This window comes from Microcoleus sp. Pol1C5 (assembly GCF_036701115.1).
Taxonomy (GTDB): Bacteria; Cyanobacteriota; Cyanobacteriia; order Cyanobacteriales; family Microcoleaceae; genus Microcoleus.
The window spans coordinates 1-16,886 of record NZ_JAUBQE010000085.1 but is presented as its reverse complement, the minus strand read 5'-3'; the positions used below and the strand labels follow the sequence as shown (position 1 = coordinate 16,886).

The 16,886-nt window shown below is 45.9% G+C and carries 15 protein-coding genes; 6 read left to right on the top strand and 9 right to left on the bottom strand.

Annotated elements, in window-relative coordinates; translation table 11 throughout:
* Positions 1–659: 659 nt before the first annotated feature.
* On the top strand, positions 660–920 hold the full coding sequence (locus tag QUA23_RS29135; protein ID WP_333093956.1) for a hypothetical protein: 261 nt from the start codon (positions 660–662) through the stop codon (positions 918–920).
* Positions 921–941: 21 nt separating this feature from the next.
* On the opposite strand, the gene nadB is transcribed toward QUA23_RS29135, so the two are convergent.
* From nadB to QUA23_RS31215, 4 genes are all read right to left on the bottom strand, one after another.
* A complete protein-coding gene (gene nadB, locus QUA23_RS29130; RefSeq protein WP_333079328.1) occupies positions 942–2,594 on the bottom strand; it encodes an L-aspartate oxidase in 1,653 nt (550 codons plus the stop codon).
* A gap of 308 nt (positions 2,595–2,902) precedes the next feature.
* On the bottom strand, positions 2,903–3,337 hold the full coding sequence (gene psbU / locus QUA23_RS29125) for a photosystem II complex extrinsic protein PsbU (RefSeq protein WP_006635850.1): 435 nt from the start codon (positions 3,335–3,337) through the stop codon (positions 2,903–2,905).
* A 252-nt stretch (positions 3,338–3,589) separates the two neighbouring features.
* Positions 3,590–4,549, bottom strand: coding sequence for an adenylate/guanylate cyclase domain-containing protein (locus QUA23_RS29120; RefSeq protein WP_333079327.1), 960 nt, complete (start codon positions 4,547–4,549; stop codon positions 3,590–3,592).
* Between the two features lie 597 nt (positions 4,550–5,146).
* Entirely contained in the window at positions 5,147–5,428 is a 282-nt protein-coding gene (locus QUA23_RS31215) for a zinc ribbon domain-containing protein (RefSeq protein WP_333401249.1), read from the bottom strand.
* Between the two features lie 1,385 nt (positions 5,429–6,813).
* Here QUA23_RS31215 and hisF point away from each other — a divergent pair.
* Together hisF and QUA23_RS29110 are read left to right on the top strand one after the other, a co-directional pair.
* A complete protein-coding gene (hisF, locus tag QUA23_RS29115; RefSeq protein ID WP_333079326.1) occupies positions 6,814–7,605 on the top strand; it encodes an imidazole glycerol phosphate synthase subunit HisF in 792 nt (263 codons plus the stop codon).
* A gap of 433 nt (positions 7,606–8,038) precedes the next feature.
* Positions 8,039–8,380 carry a low temperature-induced protein gene (locus tag QUA23_RS29110; protein WP_333079325.1) on the top strand — a complete coding sequence of 114 codons (342 nt, stop codon included), beginning with the start codon at positions 8,039–8,041 and terminating at the stop codon, positions 8,378–8,380.
* Positions 8,381–8,541: 161 nt separating this feature from the next.
* Here the strand turns inward: QUA23_RS29110 and QUA23_RS29105 are convergent, their stop codons facing one another.
* A complete protein-coding gene (locus tag QUA23_RS29105; RefSeq protein ID WP_333079323.1) occupies positions 8,542–9,558 on the bottom strand; it encodes a sulfate/molybdate ABC transporter ATP-binding protein in 1,017 nt (338 codons plus the stop codon).
* Positions 9,559–9,990: 432 nt separating this feature from the next.
* Here QUA23_RS29105 and argC point away from each other — a divergent pair, with 432 nt between their 5' ends.
* Positions 9,991–11,049 carry an N-acetyl-gamma-glutamyl-phosphate reductase gene (gene argC / locus QUA23_RS29100; RefSeq protein WP_333079322.1) on the top strand — a complete coding sequence of 353 codons (1,059 nt, stop codon included), beginning with the start codon at positions 9,991–9,993 and terminating at the stop codon, positions 11,047–11,049.
* Positions 11,050–11,164: 115 nt separating this feature from the next.
* Here argC and eno read toward each other — a convergent pair whose 3' ends face one another.
* A complete protein-coding gene (eno, locus tag QUA23_RS29095) occupies positions 11,165–12,445 on the bottom strand; it encodes a phosphopyruvate hydratase (RefSeq protein ID WP_445243532.1) in 1,281 nt (426 codons plus the stop codon).
* Between the two features lie 302 nt (positions 12,446–12,747).
* Here eno and QUA23_RS29090 point away from each other — a divergent pair, with 302 nt between their 5' ends.
* A complete protein-coding gene (locus QUA23_RS29090; protein WP_333079320.1) occupies positions 12,748–13,662 on the top strand; it encodes a calcium-binding protein in 915 nt (304 codons plus the stop codon).
* Positions 13,663–13,842: 180 nt separating this feature from the next.
* On the opposite strand, the gene QUA23_RS29085 is transcribed toward QUA23_RS29090, so the two are convergent.
* From QUA23_RS29085 to QUA23_RS29075, 3 genes are all read right to left on the bottom strand, one after another.
* A complete protein-coding gene (locus QUA23_RS29085) occupies positions 13,843–14,493 on the bottom strand; it encodes a nucleoside triphosphate pyrophosphatase (RefSeq protein ID WP_333079318.1) in 651 nt (216 codons plus the stop codon).
* Between the two features lie 126 nt (positions 14,494–14,619).
* Positions 14,620–15,159 carry a photosystem II reaction center PsbP gene (gene psbP / locus QUA23_RS29080; protein WP_333060047.1) on the bottom strand — a complete coding sequence of 180 codons (540 nt, stop codon included), beginning with the start codon at positions 15,157–15,159 and terminating at the stop codon, positions 14,620–14,622.
* Between the two features lie 143 nt (positions 15,160–15,302).
* A complete protein-coding gene (locus QUA23_RS29075) occupies positions 15,303–15,515 on the bottom strand; it encodes a high light inducible protein (RefSeq protein WP_190659021.1) in 213 nt (70 codons plus the stop codon).
* A gap of 323 nt (positions 15,516–15,838) precedes the next feature.
* On the opposite strand from QUA23_RS29075, the gene QUA23_RS29070 reads away from it, so the two are divergent.
* Positions 15,839–16,450, top strand: a complete 612-nt coding sequence (locus QUA23_RS29070; RefSeq protein WP_333079316.1) for a hypothetical protein — start codon at positions 15,839–15,841, stop codon at positions 16,448–16,450.
* The last annotated feature ends 436 nt before the right edge of the window (positions 16,451–16,886 follow it).

The following is a 16,886-nucleotide window of genomic DNA, read 5'->3' as shown; positions in this document are numbered from 1 at the left end:
TTATGTTGAGCGTGGGCGGGCAATAGCGCGCTCGAACTTTTTTGAGTTTTTTGGACTTATTCAGCAAGCCCTAATTAAGAACCATTAAAAACCTAATAAAACTGTAGGTAAAATTTCCACAATTTGCTTTACAACTAATTTGTAAATATTCAATTTTTTATCTAAAATCTCAATTATTTTAGACATAATTTGAGCCATTTTTAGATATCAAACCCTAATAGGGTCGTGAGGGAGATATTATTTTAGGCATCCCCTGTGTAGCTAACTTAAAAAAAATAGCTCGATTCTTAAACTGTAAGCCCTCTAAGCTTTTTGAAACAGTTCAAGAAAATGTCCAAAGTAGTGAAACCTCAAATCTCCAATCCTTTAATTTAAAATCCTCTCATTTGTCATCTGCCATTAGATATACTTAGCAAAATATAAAACTTATGAGAGCAAGTTGCCGTCTCATATCAATGTTACAAAATCTTAAAATAAATCCCAACCTGCAACCAGATTTAAATCGCCAAAAAGCCTTGATGTAAAAAAAAATTATGTAAACTTATGAAAGTTAATTAAAGTAAATGTAAAGATATCAGTGGAAATACGGAAATTGATAGATATAATAGGTGGTACAGACGTGGATCTATTGCGGTGATTTGAATAAGGGTGTGAATACTATGCGTACTTTGATTCAGCTTACAACAACGGCAACCTTGGCGGCCTGCCTGCAAGTGAATATAGTCGGCACCGCAAATGCGGCTCGACTTGCCAGCAACTCAACTAGCAATTTGACAAAAGCCCGTAGCACGGGCGAGAACCCAACGCCATCGACCCCCAGAGTTTGGGCAGTTACACCAACCTCTAGGTTTGGAAATCCCCAAAAATACGAACCACCCCCGAACGGGAACCCCGAAAGTGACGGTACGGGGACGCGCTGACCCCAAATTTTCAATAAATTTTCAATCTTCTATTCGCGGAGATTTGTACCAATTCGATTGGTTAATTAAAGTATGGCTGCACCAATCCGGATCGGTGAGGGGATAGTCCACTCGGTAATGACCGCCGCGACTTTCGGTGCGAAACGCAGCACTTTTGACAATTAAATAGCCAATATCCAATAAATTCCCCACTTCTCCCCAATTTCGCAAAATCGAGCTATTCTCCGCCTCAGCAGGGGAAAAATCAATAATTTGTCCGGGCCGTAAATTATCAAGCGTTTGACTCAAAGGCAACGAAGCAAATTCTTGCCGCCAAATCTCAAGTTGGACGATCGCACTTTCCAAATCGCGCTGTCCCCGGCAAATTCCCGCACTCTGCCACACCAAATTCGGCAATTCGACTCGCAACTTTTCGATCGCCTCAATATCCTTTTCAGAAATCGATTTTTCCAAAATTTCCCCCGCCTCGAACTGATCGGCGAATGCCTCGGCCCTTCCACCTTCTAGCTGCAAAAGCCCCATCTGCGCCCCAAAAACCAGACATTCCAGCAGCGAATTGCTCGCCAACCGATTAGCGCCGTGTACCCCCGTGCTCGCAGTTTCTCCCACCGCGTACAAACCCGGAATCGAAGTTTGGTTAAACTTATCAGCGACAATTCCTCCCATCCAATAATGGGCGGCGGGCGTCACCGGCACCGGTTCGGAAAAAATATCAATTCCCCAATCAGCGCACACTTGAATAATATTCGGAAACCTGTAGCGCAGTCGATCGACCGCAATCGGGCGCAAATCTAGCCAAACATGAGGTTCCCCCGTCTTTTGCAAGTGGCGGAAAATAGCGCGGCTGACAACATCCCTAGGGGCGAGTTCCCCGCTGGGGTGAGAGTCAAAAGCAAAGCGATATCCCTTACTGTCAACCAAATGAGCTCCTTCTCCCCGCACCGCTTCGCTAATGAGAAACCGAGGCGCGCCCGCTGTGCTCAGCGCCGTCGGGTGAAACTGCACAAATTCTAAGTCTCGCAGCAGCGCCCCGGCGCGCCACGCAATTGCCACCCCGTCCCCGGTACTTACCGACGGATTGGTCGTTTGAGCAAAAACCTGTCCGCCGCCGCCTGTCGCCAGTACCACGGCTTTGGCCTGCAGCCACTTGACTTGTGAGCCACAAATCGAGCTAATCCCTTGACAGCGCCCGGTTTCGTCTAGCCACAGACTCAAAGCAAAGGCAGGAGATACAAGTTGAATGTTTTTGCGGCTCAATACTTTTGCTGTCAGCGTACTGATCACGGCTTTGCCCGTAGTGTCGGCGGCGTGGAGAACTCGGCGGCGGGAGTGAGCGGCTTCTAGGGTGAGCGCTAAATCTGGGCCGGTGCGATCGAATGCAACGCCCATTTTTACTAGGGAGTCAATGCAGGCTGAAGCTTCCTCAACTAAAAATTTCACCGCATCCAAATCGCAAAGACCCGCTCCTGCAGCCAGTGTATCCTGAACGTGCAGTGCTGCCGAATCTTCAGGGGCGATCGCTGCCGCAATCCCTCCTTGAGCCCAATCGCTAGCAGAAACAGGTAGGGTATTTTTATTGATCAAACCCACCTGCAAATGCTCTGGCAGGCAAAGTGCTGTGTACAAACCCGCCGCGCCAGCACCTATTACCAATACGTCAAATTTGTCAGTCATAAGTCTGCCGCCAGTCAATTTTAGATTTTAGATTTTAGATTTTAGTCTACAGATGAATCTGGGGACTTGAACTAATGTCAGTCAAGGGATTTTAGATTTTAGATTTTAGGTTTTAGATTTTAGATTAATCAGGGGAACCCGCTTATTTAAATCTAGCGAATTTGGGTCGGCTTTTGCCGAATGATGGTTGAAAGTAAGTCTCTATAAATTAAAGGCAGAAGTCATCAGCCTCTAGAAAAAAAATATTTTCTTTCTGCCGAATGCCTTCTGCCCAGTGACTTCTGCCTTCAAATGAGACCCGCTGCTACCTAGTCGTAGAGACCATTATTCAACCGGTTGTCTCCTTCAATAAAGACTGATTCAACATCAGTTACGGTGAATTTGTCCATGTTAGCTTGCAGCACTTTTTTCTGAGCATCCGTCAAGTCTGAAATATTGAGTACATCCTCAACATTTTCGTAAGGAGCATTCTTAATAATTAGTCGAGCTAAAGTGGGATACAACCCTCGAAATTCCCGAAAGTCCCGGACGGCGCTGTTGTTCAAATCAAGTTTTTTGCCGTATTCTGTGGCAAGCTTCTCATCGGCGCGATTGGTTCTAGCCGGAGCTTCAACAGCTAGGAGCGAGGATGATGGCAAGACGATACGGCTTAATGACGCCGCGATCGCGCTTTGGTCTCCAGCCCATGCAAAGCAGCCCAGCACTAAGCCCAATACTGCCAATAGACGACCCAATCGTTTCATGAAGTTTTGTCTCCCAATTTCATACACAGCATTTATGTAGAGACTACCATTTTGCTTATGCAGTTTTTCAGATAAATCCGCAATAGGTAGAGGGATGTTATAAACTTTACATCTGGATCTTGACAAATATGAAGATATATGATAATAACCGACTTTTAAGCATCCCAGGCAAATTTATAAAAGGCAGTCCAAATTAAAAACTCGAACTACCATTTTCAAGGGTTAATTTTTGCCCTGCACGCCATTTTCTAGCTATCGAGAACTCTTTCCTTTCCTTTTGAGAAAAGCGTTCAAGTCAGCATAAGTACCAGCGTAAGTCAGGCTGGGAGTATCGTAACCCTTCAAAGCCACGGTGTGCGGCTCGAAAGCGCCCTCGGCCCCCAATTGCGTCAGGTATTTGTAGGTCGTTTCTCCCACAGCGATATCCTTGCCGAGTTGCTTAGTGCAAGATTCAAGGCGAAATGCTGCGTTTACAGTATCTCCCAAGGCGGTATAGTCCGATCGGTCGCTGCTACCAGAATTTCCCACCATTGCATAACCAGTATTGATTCCGGCCCCGACTCGCAAAGGAAAAGGTAGGGGGTAACGGCTGCTGAGTTCGTCTGTTGCCTTGTGCAATTCGCTCAAAGCTTGGCAAATCCGCATCATTTCCTCGCTGCTGACACCGCTGGTTTTGTGGAACCAGACGGCCATGATGGCATCGCCGATGTATTTGTCCACCCAACTGCCGTGTTCGCGAATAATCTGTCCTGCTTTGCGGAACCAATTGCCGATGACTTCTGAGAGGAGGGTTTCGTCTAGCTGTCTAGTCAAAACTGTAAAGTCTCGGATGTCCATTACCATGACGCTAATCAGGCTACGCACCGTCAAAGTCGCAGTAAAATCTTCAGAGTCTGTCTCGTGTATTGGATCGTGTCGGTGTCCGGCAGTTGGGTTGTAGAAGTCCAATTCGGTTTGACCGAAAATAATCCGATCGCCATTTCTGAGAGTTACAGGAATACTGACCCGCCGCCCGTTGACAAAGGAACCATTGCGGCTGCCCAAGTCGATCAGGTAGAACTCTCCTGTCTCCATCTGCTGTAACATCGCGTGATTACGGGAAATCCAGCGATCTGTCAGTACAAAATTATTGTCATCGCTCCGCCCTACTGTCCAGCAATTGCTGCCGGAGAGCGGCAAGTAGCGATTGCCGCCTTCTGTGCGAAGTACCATATGTGGATTGGGTTGCACTCGTCACAACAGTCCTAGAAACGACACAAAATTAACCGATTTGAGATTTGAGACTTCAGATTTTAGATGTTTTAGTCCATCGTCGATGCACCTAGCCCCTGCAGGATTTCAGAACCATAAATTCGATCGAGCGAGCGAAGGTATTTATGATTCGATCTACCGAAGCAGACAGTAAAAACATACTGTCTACCAAGATTGTACCTGATAATACTGCCGGCCCCAGAGCGGAGACAACTTTTATTTATTTTGATAAGCCAGAAAAAAGTGGGAAAATGGCTCTCTGACTAGGCTGCTAGCGTGTAAACACAAGTCCGAAATCTTGCCACACTATTCCTCAAACCCAAGTTTCGCATGAATCTCAGAAAGGAAGCTTATTTTCATGAATTTTAAGTTATTGATTCGGCCAAACGAGAAATCAAGATTCTAGGAAACAGGGTTTCTACAATATGGGTCAGCGATCAACTTGTCTGTATAAGGTAGAGCTAGGCGGGGGGTAGGGGGGTGAGCTGGTATGCATATCCAGAGTTGTGTGCACTACTCCCTCTGGTGTAAGCTTCCAATTTCAGCCGGAACAGCCACTCATACCGAAGATTTCCTTCCAAACGTCGAACTTACATTCCGTTCATGGGCAGTAGTGCTAGTTCCTAACGCTAATAATCCCAGCCCTTCATCGCCAATAATGATAGCAGAATTCACATCTCTATCGTGCTTAATTTTGCAGTTGGAACAAGTCCAGCTACGCACTTCCAACGGAAGGCTACCCACCTGATTCAGACCTACGTGGCAACTCTTACTCGATGGTGCAAAAAAACGACCTGTGTCTAGGTAAGTTTTACCGTCTATTTCAGCCTTGTATTTCAAGGGCCTAGTCTATTTTGACCATCTGAAATCGCTATTTTTTATCTAAAAATTAATTTTTACTAAGTTGTTAGCTGCCAGATTTTCAACGATGATGAATTGGTTTTCCTGCACCAATTTGGGAGATATTTTTTCCGGTCATTACTCACGAGCGTTTGTCATCTTTTCGTGAGTAATGACCGCTAAACTGGCTTTATTGCGAGGATTTTAATCTTGATGTTTGCGAGATAGTTTATGCTGCTTACGGTTTATATTTTTAGAAATTATGGTTTATTGTAGTAAAAACAACCCCCAGCTTGCCTAGAAAATGGAGGAATTTATCACCCAAAATTTGTACTTTTTGTGGGTACTGAATTGATTGGCCTGCCTTGACTAGAAATTCGGGAAAGAGGCCCGTCCTTCAAAGAAGCTGATGAATGCTGTGCATAGGTTTAGTGAAGTCAAATGATGTAGTTTTGGGTGACAGGGCAATCGAATCTGGTAAATAGCACTTTGTAAAGCAAAACTGACCTAGCGAGGTAACAAGCAAGCTGCAAAACTTACCAGGCAATGGTTTAAGGGAACCGTCTCTGAGCTGATATCTTTTATTGTGCATCATTGGTAACAAGTTAAGCTAAGAAAGCATTTGTCAATCAGCAATTATGCTCAACATTTACTCAGATTTTGGGCAAAAAACTGAGATTTGGGCGATCGAGGAATCATGCCTCCCATGATATTTATACTTACTCCCTCTCAAATCGTGAATTTTCCATTCCTAAAAAAGCAGTCTTTTTGAGTAATATTACTGATTGACAAATGCAATTAAGTCTTAATTTGTCACCAATGAACCAGCGATCATAATTGCTGTGTAAAAAACAATTTTTAGAAAAGCGCCTATTTTACCTCCCCCCATTCTTATGACACTCAGCGATTTTTAAGAAATTGGGCAAAACAGCAAGAAGCTGTGGCGTGTCAAAGTCGATTCCAGCAGAAACGTTTTGAATAAATTTAATAATTTTTTAGCAGGCCCAGAATCGGACTGATTAATGCCTGTTGTTCTGAGATTAACTGTTGGTGAGGAGCGTAGGGAACCACTAAGAGTAAAAATCCTCTATGCTAGAGTAAGCTGCTAAATGCCATATATCTCGCTTTGGACGGCTTGGTTGTGGCAATCGTTGCGACATTTATGATGATTTATCAAATTTTTAAAACGAATTTTATTTATTGTTACCGTCTTGTGATAGCTGAGAGATTGGTTATTTCTTGCCTGTTTTACTCGTTCTCCAGCTAGGAGTCCAGGCTAAAAACAGGACGGCAAAAAACCACCCTGGCTTTCATTCCACCGCTAAGATGAGTACAGTTATAGCGGGGGACTTCCCGCCGAGTAAGTTCAATTGGAAGAGAATTGTATGTTGTCGAAAAGAATTTTACCTTGTCTGGATGTGAAAGCCGGTCGCGTGGTCAAAGGTGTCAATTTTGTCAATCTTCAGGATGCTGGCGATCCGGTAGAAATGGCTCAGGTTTACAATGATGCGGGTGCTGACGAGTTGGTGTTTCTGGACATTACAGCGACTCACGAAGACCGGAATATTATGATCGATGTGGTGTACCGAACGGCCGATCGCGTATTTATCCCTTTGACTGTGGGCGGCGGTATCCAATCCTTAGACACCATTAAAAGTTTATTGAGGGCGGGCGCAGACAAGGTGAGTATTAATTCGGCGGCGGTGCGCGATCCGAGTTTAATTGACAAAGCCAGCGATCGATTTGGTAATCAGTGCATTGTAGTGGCGATCGACGCCCGCAAACGGCAAGACGCAGATAATCCTGGTTGGGACGTGTACGTGCGCGGAGGGCGAGAAAATACTGGCAAAGATGCGATCGCCTGGGCCAAAGAAGCCGAACAGCGCGGCGCCGGCGAAATTCTGGTGACAAGCATGGACTCGGACGGCACTCAAGCCGGTTACGACTTGGAATTAACCCGCAGCATCGCCGAAATTGTCGAAATTCCGGTCATTGCTTCCGGCGGCGCCGGCAACTGCCACCACATCTACGAAGCCGTGACTGAGGGGAAAGCAGAAGCAGCCCTGCTGGCTTCCCTGCTGCATTACGGGCAACTCAGTGTAGGAGAAATTAAAACTTATCTAGCAAAATTTCAAGTTCCCGTGCGACAGCAGCAGCCATTGGTTATTAGTCATTAGTCAGTGGATAGTCGGGCGCATCTCATATCTTGCAACATTTTCCACAAACCGCTCTGCGGGTTCACTCAAGCGCCCTCTCACATTGCACACAGGCTAAATAAACCCGCCCCCACCCCACGATAAAACCAGTTACTGAGATTAATACAGCTATGTGAGGCGCCTCCGAAGGCACTTATAGAGAGTTTTTTTGCTTCTACACAAGTGCCTTCTACATAAATCTCTTGGGGCGACCGACGCCAGTCAACTAGAAATATTCCCTGAGAAGGATTTCAAATACCAGCTTTTTCAGCTAAATATTATATATTAGCTCAATTTGAAAGAAAGCAACGGTTGCTTTTATCACAATAGAGTTAAAGATTGTGCAGAATATGAGTGAGCTTCAGCCTGTTAACAATCTTAGCGATCAAAACTTCTAAAAACGGAGAAATTTTGTATGTCTTTTATCAGCTTTAACTTCCCTGCCAAGCGTTTAGTCCGCACTTTAATAGCTGTTTGTTTTTGTGCCTTGATGTTTGTTTCTAATGCTTTTCCCGCTTTTGCCGTTACTAGCAGCCCCACCAAAGGTGAAGACCAACTTTTAGGGATTGAAAAAGAATCTCAAGAAGCTGTACTGAAAAAACCAATGTCCTTGGAAGAAACTCAAGAAAAAGCCAGCAAAGGACCCAACGAAGTTCAGGGAGACGCTGACATTGAAAAAATGAAAAATCCTTCCAATACAGAAGCTACATCCTTTGAGCAACAAGTCAAAAAAGCTGTCAGCAAAATTAAAGACTAACTCAGCGCGCAGTAGTCACCGGACAGTTGTCAGTATAAAAGATTAGGGACACGGCGCGGTGCCGTGTCCCTATAATTTTTTTTGTAGAAACACCGCACCGCGCCACCTCCTTGGAAAAGCCGTATCCAATCTAAATTTAGCTTTAGTTTTCAGAATTGGTATTAGATGGAATAAAAAAGTGGAAATGACTTGGCATCTTTTGGCTTTACAAACACTCTTTGCTGGGGCTGCAAGTTCAAGCTATCGAATCTTTCTCTAGTCAAATTAGCGTTTACTACTTGACCGTCATCTAAGGTTAATTCTACCTGAATTTCCCATCCCAAATGAATCAAGCGACTGATTCTTGCAGGCACCGTTGCACTATTTTCTGTAGTTTCAATTACTACATCGTGAGGGCGCAAGAAAATCTCTGGGTTGGCTGAGTCAAAGCCGTTGTCTTGAAACATTCTTGAACTGCTGGGCAATACATTGACTGGCCCGATAAAACTCATTACGAAAGCACTAGCTGGATGGTCGTAAATTTCTGCGGGTGTGCCGACTTGTTCGATTTTACCTTTATTCATTACTGTAATTCGATCGGCAACTTCCATCGCTTCTTCTTGATCGTGCGTCACAAATACTGTGGTAACGTGAACTTCGTCGTGCAGTCGCCGCAACCAAGCACGCAAATCTTTCCGAACTTTGGCATCGAGAGCTCCAAAAGGTTCGTCTAGCAGTAACACTTTCGGTTCCACAGCCAGGGCTCTGGCAAGGGCCACCCGCTGCCGCTGGCCTCCTGAAAGTTGCGACGGGTATCTATCGCCCAATCCTGCCAATTGCACTAAATTCAACAATTCTTCTACCCGCGATTTGACTTTCGGGGGTGGTGTTTTCTGAATTTGCATCCCGAAAGCGATGTTTTTTCGCACTGTCATGTGTTTGAATAGCGCGTAGTGCTGAAACACGAACCCAATTTTGCGGTCTTGGACGCTAGTATTGGTGGCATCCTGACCTGTTAGCCAGATTTTGCCGGAGTCGGGCATTTCTAAACCGGCAATCAGTCGCAGCAGTGTAGACTTGCCGGAACCAGACGGGCCCAGCAATGCGACTAGGGAACCCGATTCAATTTCTAAGCTGACTCGATCGAGTGCTTGGAAACTGCCAAACTTTTTTGATACGTTTTCTACAACTATGGCCATAGGTAGGAAGAAGGAAGAGGGAAGAGGGAAAAGGCAGGATACACGAAGCAAGACGCAAGGGGCAAGAGGGAAAAATGTTAATCTCCTGTTTTTGGATGGGTTAAAGTAAGTTTTTTTATAGCACGATCGCACATCAGTTTGTGAATTTTAGGGTTTTGGCGATCGGTCAGTCGATTTTAGATTTTAGATTTTAGATTTACTTGCGGCTTTGAATCTGGAAGATAGAACTTTGGTCTAAAATTTTGGGTTCTCCAGGAAAGGAGTTGGGGCTTTGTATCCGTTTTTGGGCGGGGTCACCCACCGGAAAATTAACAAAAATGCACCTTTAAAACAAAACAACACAATTCTTTGCCACCAAAGTTGGCGTTTGGTACTACAATGCAGCAAAAGTTCAAGCGTTTTTGACTTCAACGGCTGAGGGGATAAAGGAAAATGGGAGATGTTGGACGTGTGCCTGTAGGAATTATCGGCGCTTCAGGGTACGGCGGCGTGCAACTTGTGCGACTGCTGGCGGACCACCCGGCGGCTGAAGTAGTTTATTTGGGCGGGGATAGCAGTGCGGGAAAACCTTTTTCCAGCCTTTATCCGCATTTGACTAACTGCATTGACTTGACTGTGGAGGCGATCGATCTAGACAAAATCGCGGCAAAATGTGAAGTTGTGTTTCTGTCGCTGCCGAACGGTTTAGCTTGCAAAATGGCACCGACGCTGATAGAAAAAGGCTGCAAAGTCTTGGATTTGTCGGCTGACTACAGATTTGAAAATCTGGAAACTTACAAAGCTTGGTACGGCGGCGAGCGATCGGACTCATCAGTGGCTGCAACGGCTGTTTACGGTTTGCCAGAATTGTATCGCGATCGAATTAAAGACGCTCAGTTAGTAGGCTGTGCCGGCTGCTACGTCACTGCTAGTTTATTGGCCCTGGCACCTTTGCTCAAACAAGGTCTTATCGTGCCAGAAACGGCAATTATCGACGCCAAATCAGGTGCTTCGGGAGGGGGCCGGAAAGCCGAAGTTAATCTCTTGTTGGCTGAAGCAGAGGGTTCTCTGGGCGCTTACGGCGTTGGCCGCCACCGTCACACGCCAGAAATCGAGCAAATTTGCAGCGATTTAGCGGGACACGATATTAAAGTTCAGTTTACTCCCCACCTAATTCCGATGGTGCGCGGAATTCTGGCGACTGTTTACGCAACTTTGCGCGATCCAGGTTTGGTGCGGGAAGATTTAATCACAATTTTCAGCGCTTTTTACCGCAATTGTCCTTGGGTAAAAGTGTTGCCTGCTGGAGTTTATCCGCAAACAAAATGGGCTTGTGGTACGAATCTTTGTTATATCGGCATCGAAGTCGATCCGCGTACTGACAGGGTGATTGTGCTATCGGCGATCGACAATTTAATTAAGGGACAAGCCGGTCAAGGCATCCAGTGCATGAACTTGATGATGGGCTGGGAAGAAACTTTGGGTTTGCCACAATTGGCTTTCTATCCTTAATTGGTAATTGGGCATTGGGCATTGGGCATTGGGCATTGGGCATTGGTGATGAAAATCAAAAACTAACAGATTACCGATTACCAATTACCCATTCCCAATTACCGATTACCCAGTGTTATTTAGGCCCGTAACCGATCGACCCAGCATAAATTGCCCGATCGCCCAATTGGTCCTCAATCCGCAATAAACGGTTATATTTGGCAACTCGTTCGCTGCGACACAAAGAACCAGTCTTGATTTGACCGGCGCGAGTCGCTACCGCTAAATCGGCAATTGTGGTATCTTCAGTTTCACCGGAACGGTGGCTGATGACGGCTCGATAGCTGTTCCGTTTGCCGAGGTCGATCGTATCCAAAGTCTCTGTCAAAGAACCAATTTGATTCAGCTTAATCAAAATCGAATTGCTAGCTTTCAAATCAATTCCTTTTTGCAGCCTTGTGCGATTAGTAACAAACAAATCGTCACCCACTAATTGAACTTTGCTGCCCATTTTCTGCGTCAGCGCTACCCAACTGTCCCAATCGTCTTCGTGCAAACCGTCTTCAATCGAAACAATCGGATATTGACTCACCAAACCATCCAAATAATCGATTAATTCTGCTGGCGAATGAGCCACACCGTCGTAAGTATACTGCCCATCTTTGTAAAATTCGCTAGCAGCAACATCCAAAGCCAAAGCAACTTGTTCACCCGGTTTGTAGCCAGCTTTTTCAATAGCTGCAATCAACAAATCCAAAGCTGCTTGATTGGATTTAAGATTAGGCGCAAAACCCCCTTCATCACCCACACCAGTCAGCAAACCCTCAGCTTTTAAGACTTTACTCAAGGATTCAAATACCTCTGCACCCCAGCGTAAAGCTTCTTTAAAAGAAGGCGCGCCCACAGGGACAATCATAAATTCTTGAATGTCCACATTATTGTTAGCGTGAGAGCCCCCGTTGATCACGTTCATCAAAGGCACGGGTAAAACGTTAGCTAAGGGGCCGCCCAAGTAGCGATAAAGGGGGAGTCCTAAAGTTTCGGCGGCGGCCTTTGCTGTGGCTAAGGAGACTCCGAGAATGGCATTTGCGCCGAGGTGGGATTTGTTCGGGGAACCGTCCAAGTCAATCATGGTTTTGTCTACCAGCGCTTGGTCGATCGCATCTAGATTAGCCAAAGCGGGGGCAATTTTGTGTTCGACGTTAGCGACGGCTTTCAGGACGCCTTTACCGCCGTAACGGCTTTTGTCGTCGTCGCGGAGTTCGTGGGCTTCAAAAGAGCCTGTAGAGGCGCCGCTGGGGACTTGGGCGAGCCCCACAACGCCGTTGGCGAGGTAAACTTCAGCTTCAATGGTGGGGCGGCCGCGGGAGTCGAGGATTTCTCTGGCTTGAATAGATTCGATCGCAGTGTCTAGCATATTAATTATTCCGAAGTTAACTCAAGGTTTCATGACAATTAGCAGTCTGTGGATTTTCCCACGCTGACTGCTGACGGGTAATAGAGTACGCGATCCCCAGAATTATTGGTGCACAGTTCAAAATATTTGCGGATTTGGACGCGCAGATCGGTGTCAATAAGCTAGGCTTGTTGAAAAATGCTCTCCGGCAATTTTGACAATAATTTGATTGTTGTAATCCCCGATTCCCGCATATATCTTAATTGGAACCTTTGTTAAAATCAGAATATCAACAAAGTCAATCAAAAAAGGAGAAACTTAGGATGTTAGAAACAAATCTCGGAGAAATTAGAGGCTTAGCTGAAAATTCAGACCCAATTATTGCTGATCCCCCAAACATCAAATTACTCACAGGGCCATTGCCAAATCCAGGCAGCGACCCCAACTTTTTTGACTTAACTCCCAATGACGACGCATTTCAATTAGCAAACGGAATTCTGCGGAATACTCCCGGAGGTTTGAGGGCTTTAGATGGTAACGATTTTGTCAGAGGTTCAGGTGGTGCGGAACTGATGAACGGTAACAGTGGCACAGATACTTTAATCGGAGGTTGCGGCAGCGATACTATTCGCGGTGGCCAAGATTTTGACATTCTTTATGGAGAGTGTGGCAGCGATTTTGTCAGCGGAGATCAAGGTGATGACTACGTTTATGGAGGCACGGCCAATGACTTTATTCGCGGTGGTAAAGGGAATGATGCTTTAGTAGGAGAGAGTGGAAACGATACTCTCATCGGTGATGCTGGAATTGATAGACTGTGGGGGAGTGAAAGCGCAGATTTGTTTATCCTCCGCACAGAAGTGGGAGCAACTTCGGGGGAGATTGGTTCGCTTCAACCGCCTCCTAGTGGCAATTTTGATGTAGATGAAGTGCCTGCCGATTTTATTCTCGATTATAATCCGGCTGAAGGTGATGTAATTGGATTGGCGGGAGGATTGACGCGAAATGATATTGTTTTGAGCGAAAGGTTTTTAACAATTGGTGATGCCAGATCTTACGACAGTAGCGGGCCTTATCCTCCGGGAACCCCTCAAACTCTGGAGTTTAGACTGTTGAATACTAAGGCGACGGTGATTAGAGAAGCTAGCACCGGCAATATATTGGGTTTGGTGAAGGAGGTTTCGCCGGATCAACTTCAGTTTATATCTGTATCGGAGGGGGCGATCGCTCTAGGATAATTACCAACTGGTGGGCAAGGCTAATTTGCATAGCACGGACAGGCGAAACGGCGATTCCACAAGAGGAAAGGCAAAATTCATACTCTTCCTAGGCTATGCCTGGGAACGCATTTCACTGTTGCTGTGCCTCCCGATTTCTGAGATTATGGGCTATGTAAATTGTCCGCTGTCCACCAAACTTTAAGATTGCCAGAAATCCGCCACATCATATCCCATTTCGGTGAGCATTTGCCGCAGCAGAGGTAAGCTCAAACCGATCACATTTGTGTGACATCCTTCGATTTGTTCCACAAAAAAGCCGCCTTTACCTTCCAGTGCAAAACAGCCTGCACAGGTGAGGGGCTCTCCGGTAGCGACGTAAGCCGCTATTTGGCGCGAGGTAACTTCCGCAAAATGAACTTTTGTAACTTGGCAACGAATGACCGATCGCGACCTGGCCGGATCAAAGTCATCGAATCTAGTATCAATTAAAGCATGACCCGTATAGAGTTCGCCCACCTTACCGCGCATTTTCTGCCAGCGCGAGATTGCTTCTTCCGCATCCTTGGGTTTGCCGTGAATTTCGCCATCTATGAGCAAAATTGAATCGCATCCCAACACCAAACACGATTTGGGATTAGGGATTTGCGGGTGAGAATTAGCCAGTAAAAACTTAGCTACAGCCTCAGCTTTTCCCTCTGCTAAAACCTGCACTAAATTAGTGGCATCTTTCATTTGTATTTGCCCTTCATCAAAGTCGCTGGGGCAAATCACAGCTTGAATGCCGGCATTTTCTAGCAGGCGGCGGCGCGCTGGAGAAGCTGAAGCTAATACAAAAGTTGGAATTTTCATAAGTTAAGAAGTTCAGTTGACAGTTGACAGTTGACAGTTGACAGTTAACTGTGGTGAGGTTTCCAGCGAACAGTCAACAGTCAACAATGCCCCATGCCCCATGCCCAATTCCCAATTCCCAATTCCCTAATAAACAGAGAAAGATTTAACAACTTTCTCAAAAGCTTCTTTTACCTTGGGCCAGCGTTCTTCGGTAGTGGAAACGTTAAGCGTAAAAAGTTTGCCCCGGCTGACGGCTACACTCGCTAAGTTGTGGCGTTCTTGGTTTGGCAACTTAACGGCGTATTCTAAAATGTAATAGTTTTTCGATCGCGATTCACGAGCTTCTGCATTGACTAATTCAGCTTCGCGGCCAGAATCACTCGGGGCGATCGCACTTTTGCTGAGCTTGTATCCCACATCCGTCGGCGTTCCCAAATCCGCCAAAGTTTTGTCCTTGGCGACTGGACTGATTACCACGCTGACGTTCTCGGTTTGCTGAATCAAATCGCGGAACACCACATCGGGCCCGTTAGAAACCGCGATCGGCAGCCAGCCGTTAGGATAGAGAAATTGATAGCCGTCGCCAGTATCAACGTAGCTTTTGAGTCCGGTGACTTTAGACACACAACCGGTTAATGTGAGGCTTAGAACCACCAGAAGTATTGCCGCAATTCGTTTGAGCATTCTTTTTACGGGTAGGGTAAAACAAAAATATTTAATTTTAATTGTCTCACCAAACCTTGCCCCTAAAAATAGTTAAGCTATGGATCGCTGTTTGTGTAACGCCAGCGATCCATAGCCATATAGTTTAATTGTTAACAAAATCATTACAGGTGAGTCAGCCAGCTAATCAGCCCGTGCTTGGTCGAAACTTCTAAAGCCAAGAGAGAAACAAAGCCAATCATGGCAAGGCGGCCGTTTAAGCGTTCTGCGTAGGGGGTAAAGCCGGTGCGGGGTTCGTCATCGACGTATACTTGCGGCTCGATCGCAAAATTGTTCATTTTGCCTTGGTCGTCCAGCATTAAGCCTCTGTTACTCATGTTTTTTTCCTAAATGGTTTTTAGTGTACTGTAAATAAATGTAACAGACTTGTGAAGATATGTAAAGGATTGTGAGAAATTTTTTTTAAAGACCTCGCTCTGACACCAGTAAAAAAAAAATGCAACTGTAGGCAAGCTCTAAACCCTTATATAGTCAGTCTTTCCCCAATCTAAAATCTAAAATCTAAAATCTAAAATGGTAGGACTGTGGGTAGACTCTGGGCCCCGGAGGGAGGAGGATAGAGTGGAGAGGCACAAAAGTCGATGGTGTATGGCAAATCCAGTCTGGGTTTGACGAAAATTGTGGAACGGAGGAAAAATTTATGCGGGCCAGTCTGGAAATGCGGTGGTTTTATAGCGGTGCACTGCCAAAATCGATCAATCAATGGTTTGGAAGCGAGAGTCTCGGCGGCTATCTTTCGCCTCCCGAAGAGCGGGAAGACATATATTTGCTAGTACCTAACTGCGACTACTTGGGAGTGAAGCTTCGTGGGAAAACCTTGGAGGTAAAGTGGCGTCAGGCAGAGTTAGGGACAATGCAGTTCGCCAATCGCTGGGAAGGCAAAGCCGAGAAGTGGCTGAAGTGGGTTTGTGCTGACACGATAGCGCCGATACCGGCGGATATTGTGGCGACAGGAAAGTGGGTGGGAGTCAAGAAAAAGCGAGCGCAGCGTCTTTATCAAGTTTCGGCCCCTGGTTCCCTGATGTCTGTGCCTGTGGAAGCCCCAATTCCCCAAGGTTGCACCGTGGAACTTACTCAGTTGAACATTAACGGCAGCGCGTGGTGGACTTTGGGATTTGAAGCGTTTGGCAGTGAAAGTTGTTTGACAGAAAGCCTGCAAACAGTAGCTAGTTGGACTAGCAAGAGTTATCAGGCGCAAAAGTTAAAAGCTGAGGATTCTTCTGCTTATCCGATTTGGCTGGGCAGCAAGTAATATCAAATCCGGCTTAATAATACCTCCTGTATTTTTTAGTCCTCCTCTGCTAGAACGAGAGGCAAGTTGAGACCGGGTTTCAACCGCCGAGTCTGGCCGTCCTGGACGCCACTGGCATATATAGTAAGGTGCTCTACTACCCGTAATCTTCAATAATCTTTCAATAACGGAGTCTGACGCACCTGAGATGTTGCACCATTTTCAATGAGGTTTTTTAGCGGGCAGGATGCCCACCCCACAAGAAAACTCACTCTTTGTGGAACAGGCATCTTGCCTGTTGTTGAGAATGGTGCAAGATGCACCCTAAAAATCGATCGTCCTGTGACAGTTAGCCTTAGTCTGATCTAATCGAGGGGGTTTCTAACTAGGGCTTGCTGAATAATTAGCTAAAAGGTTTATACAGCAAGGCTTAGGGGATAGGGCGATCGAACAGATC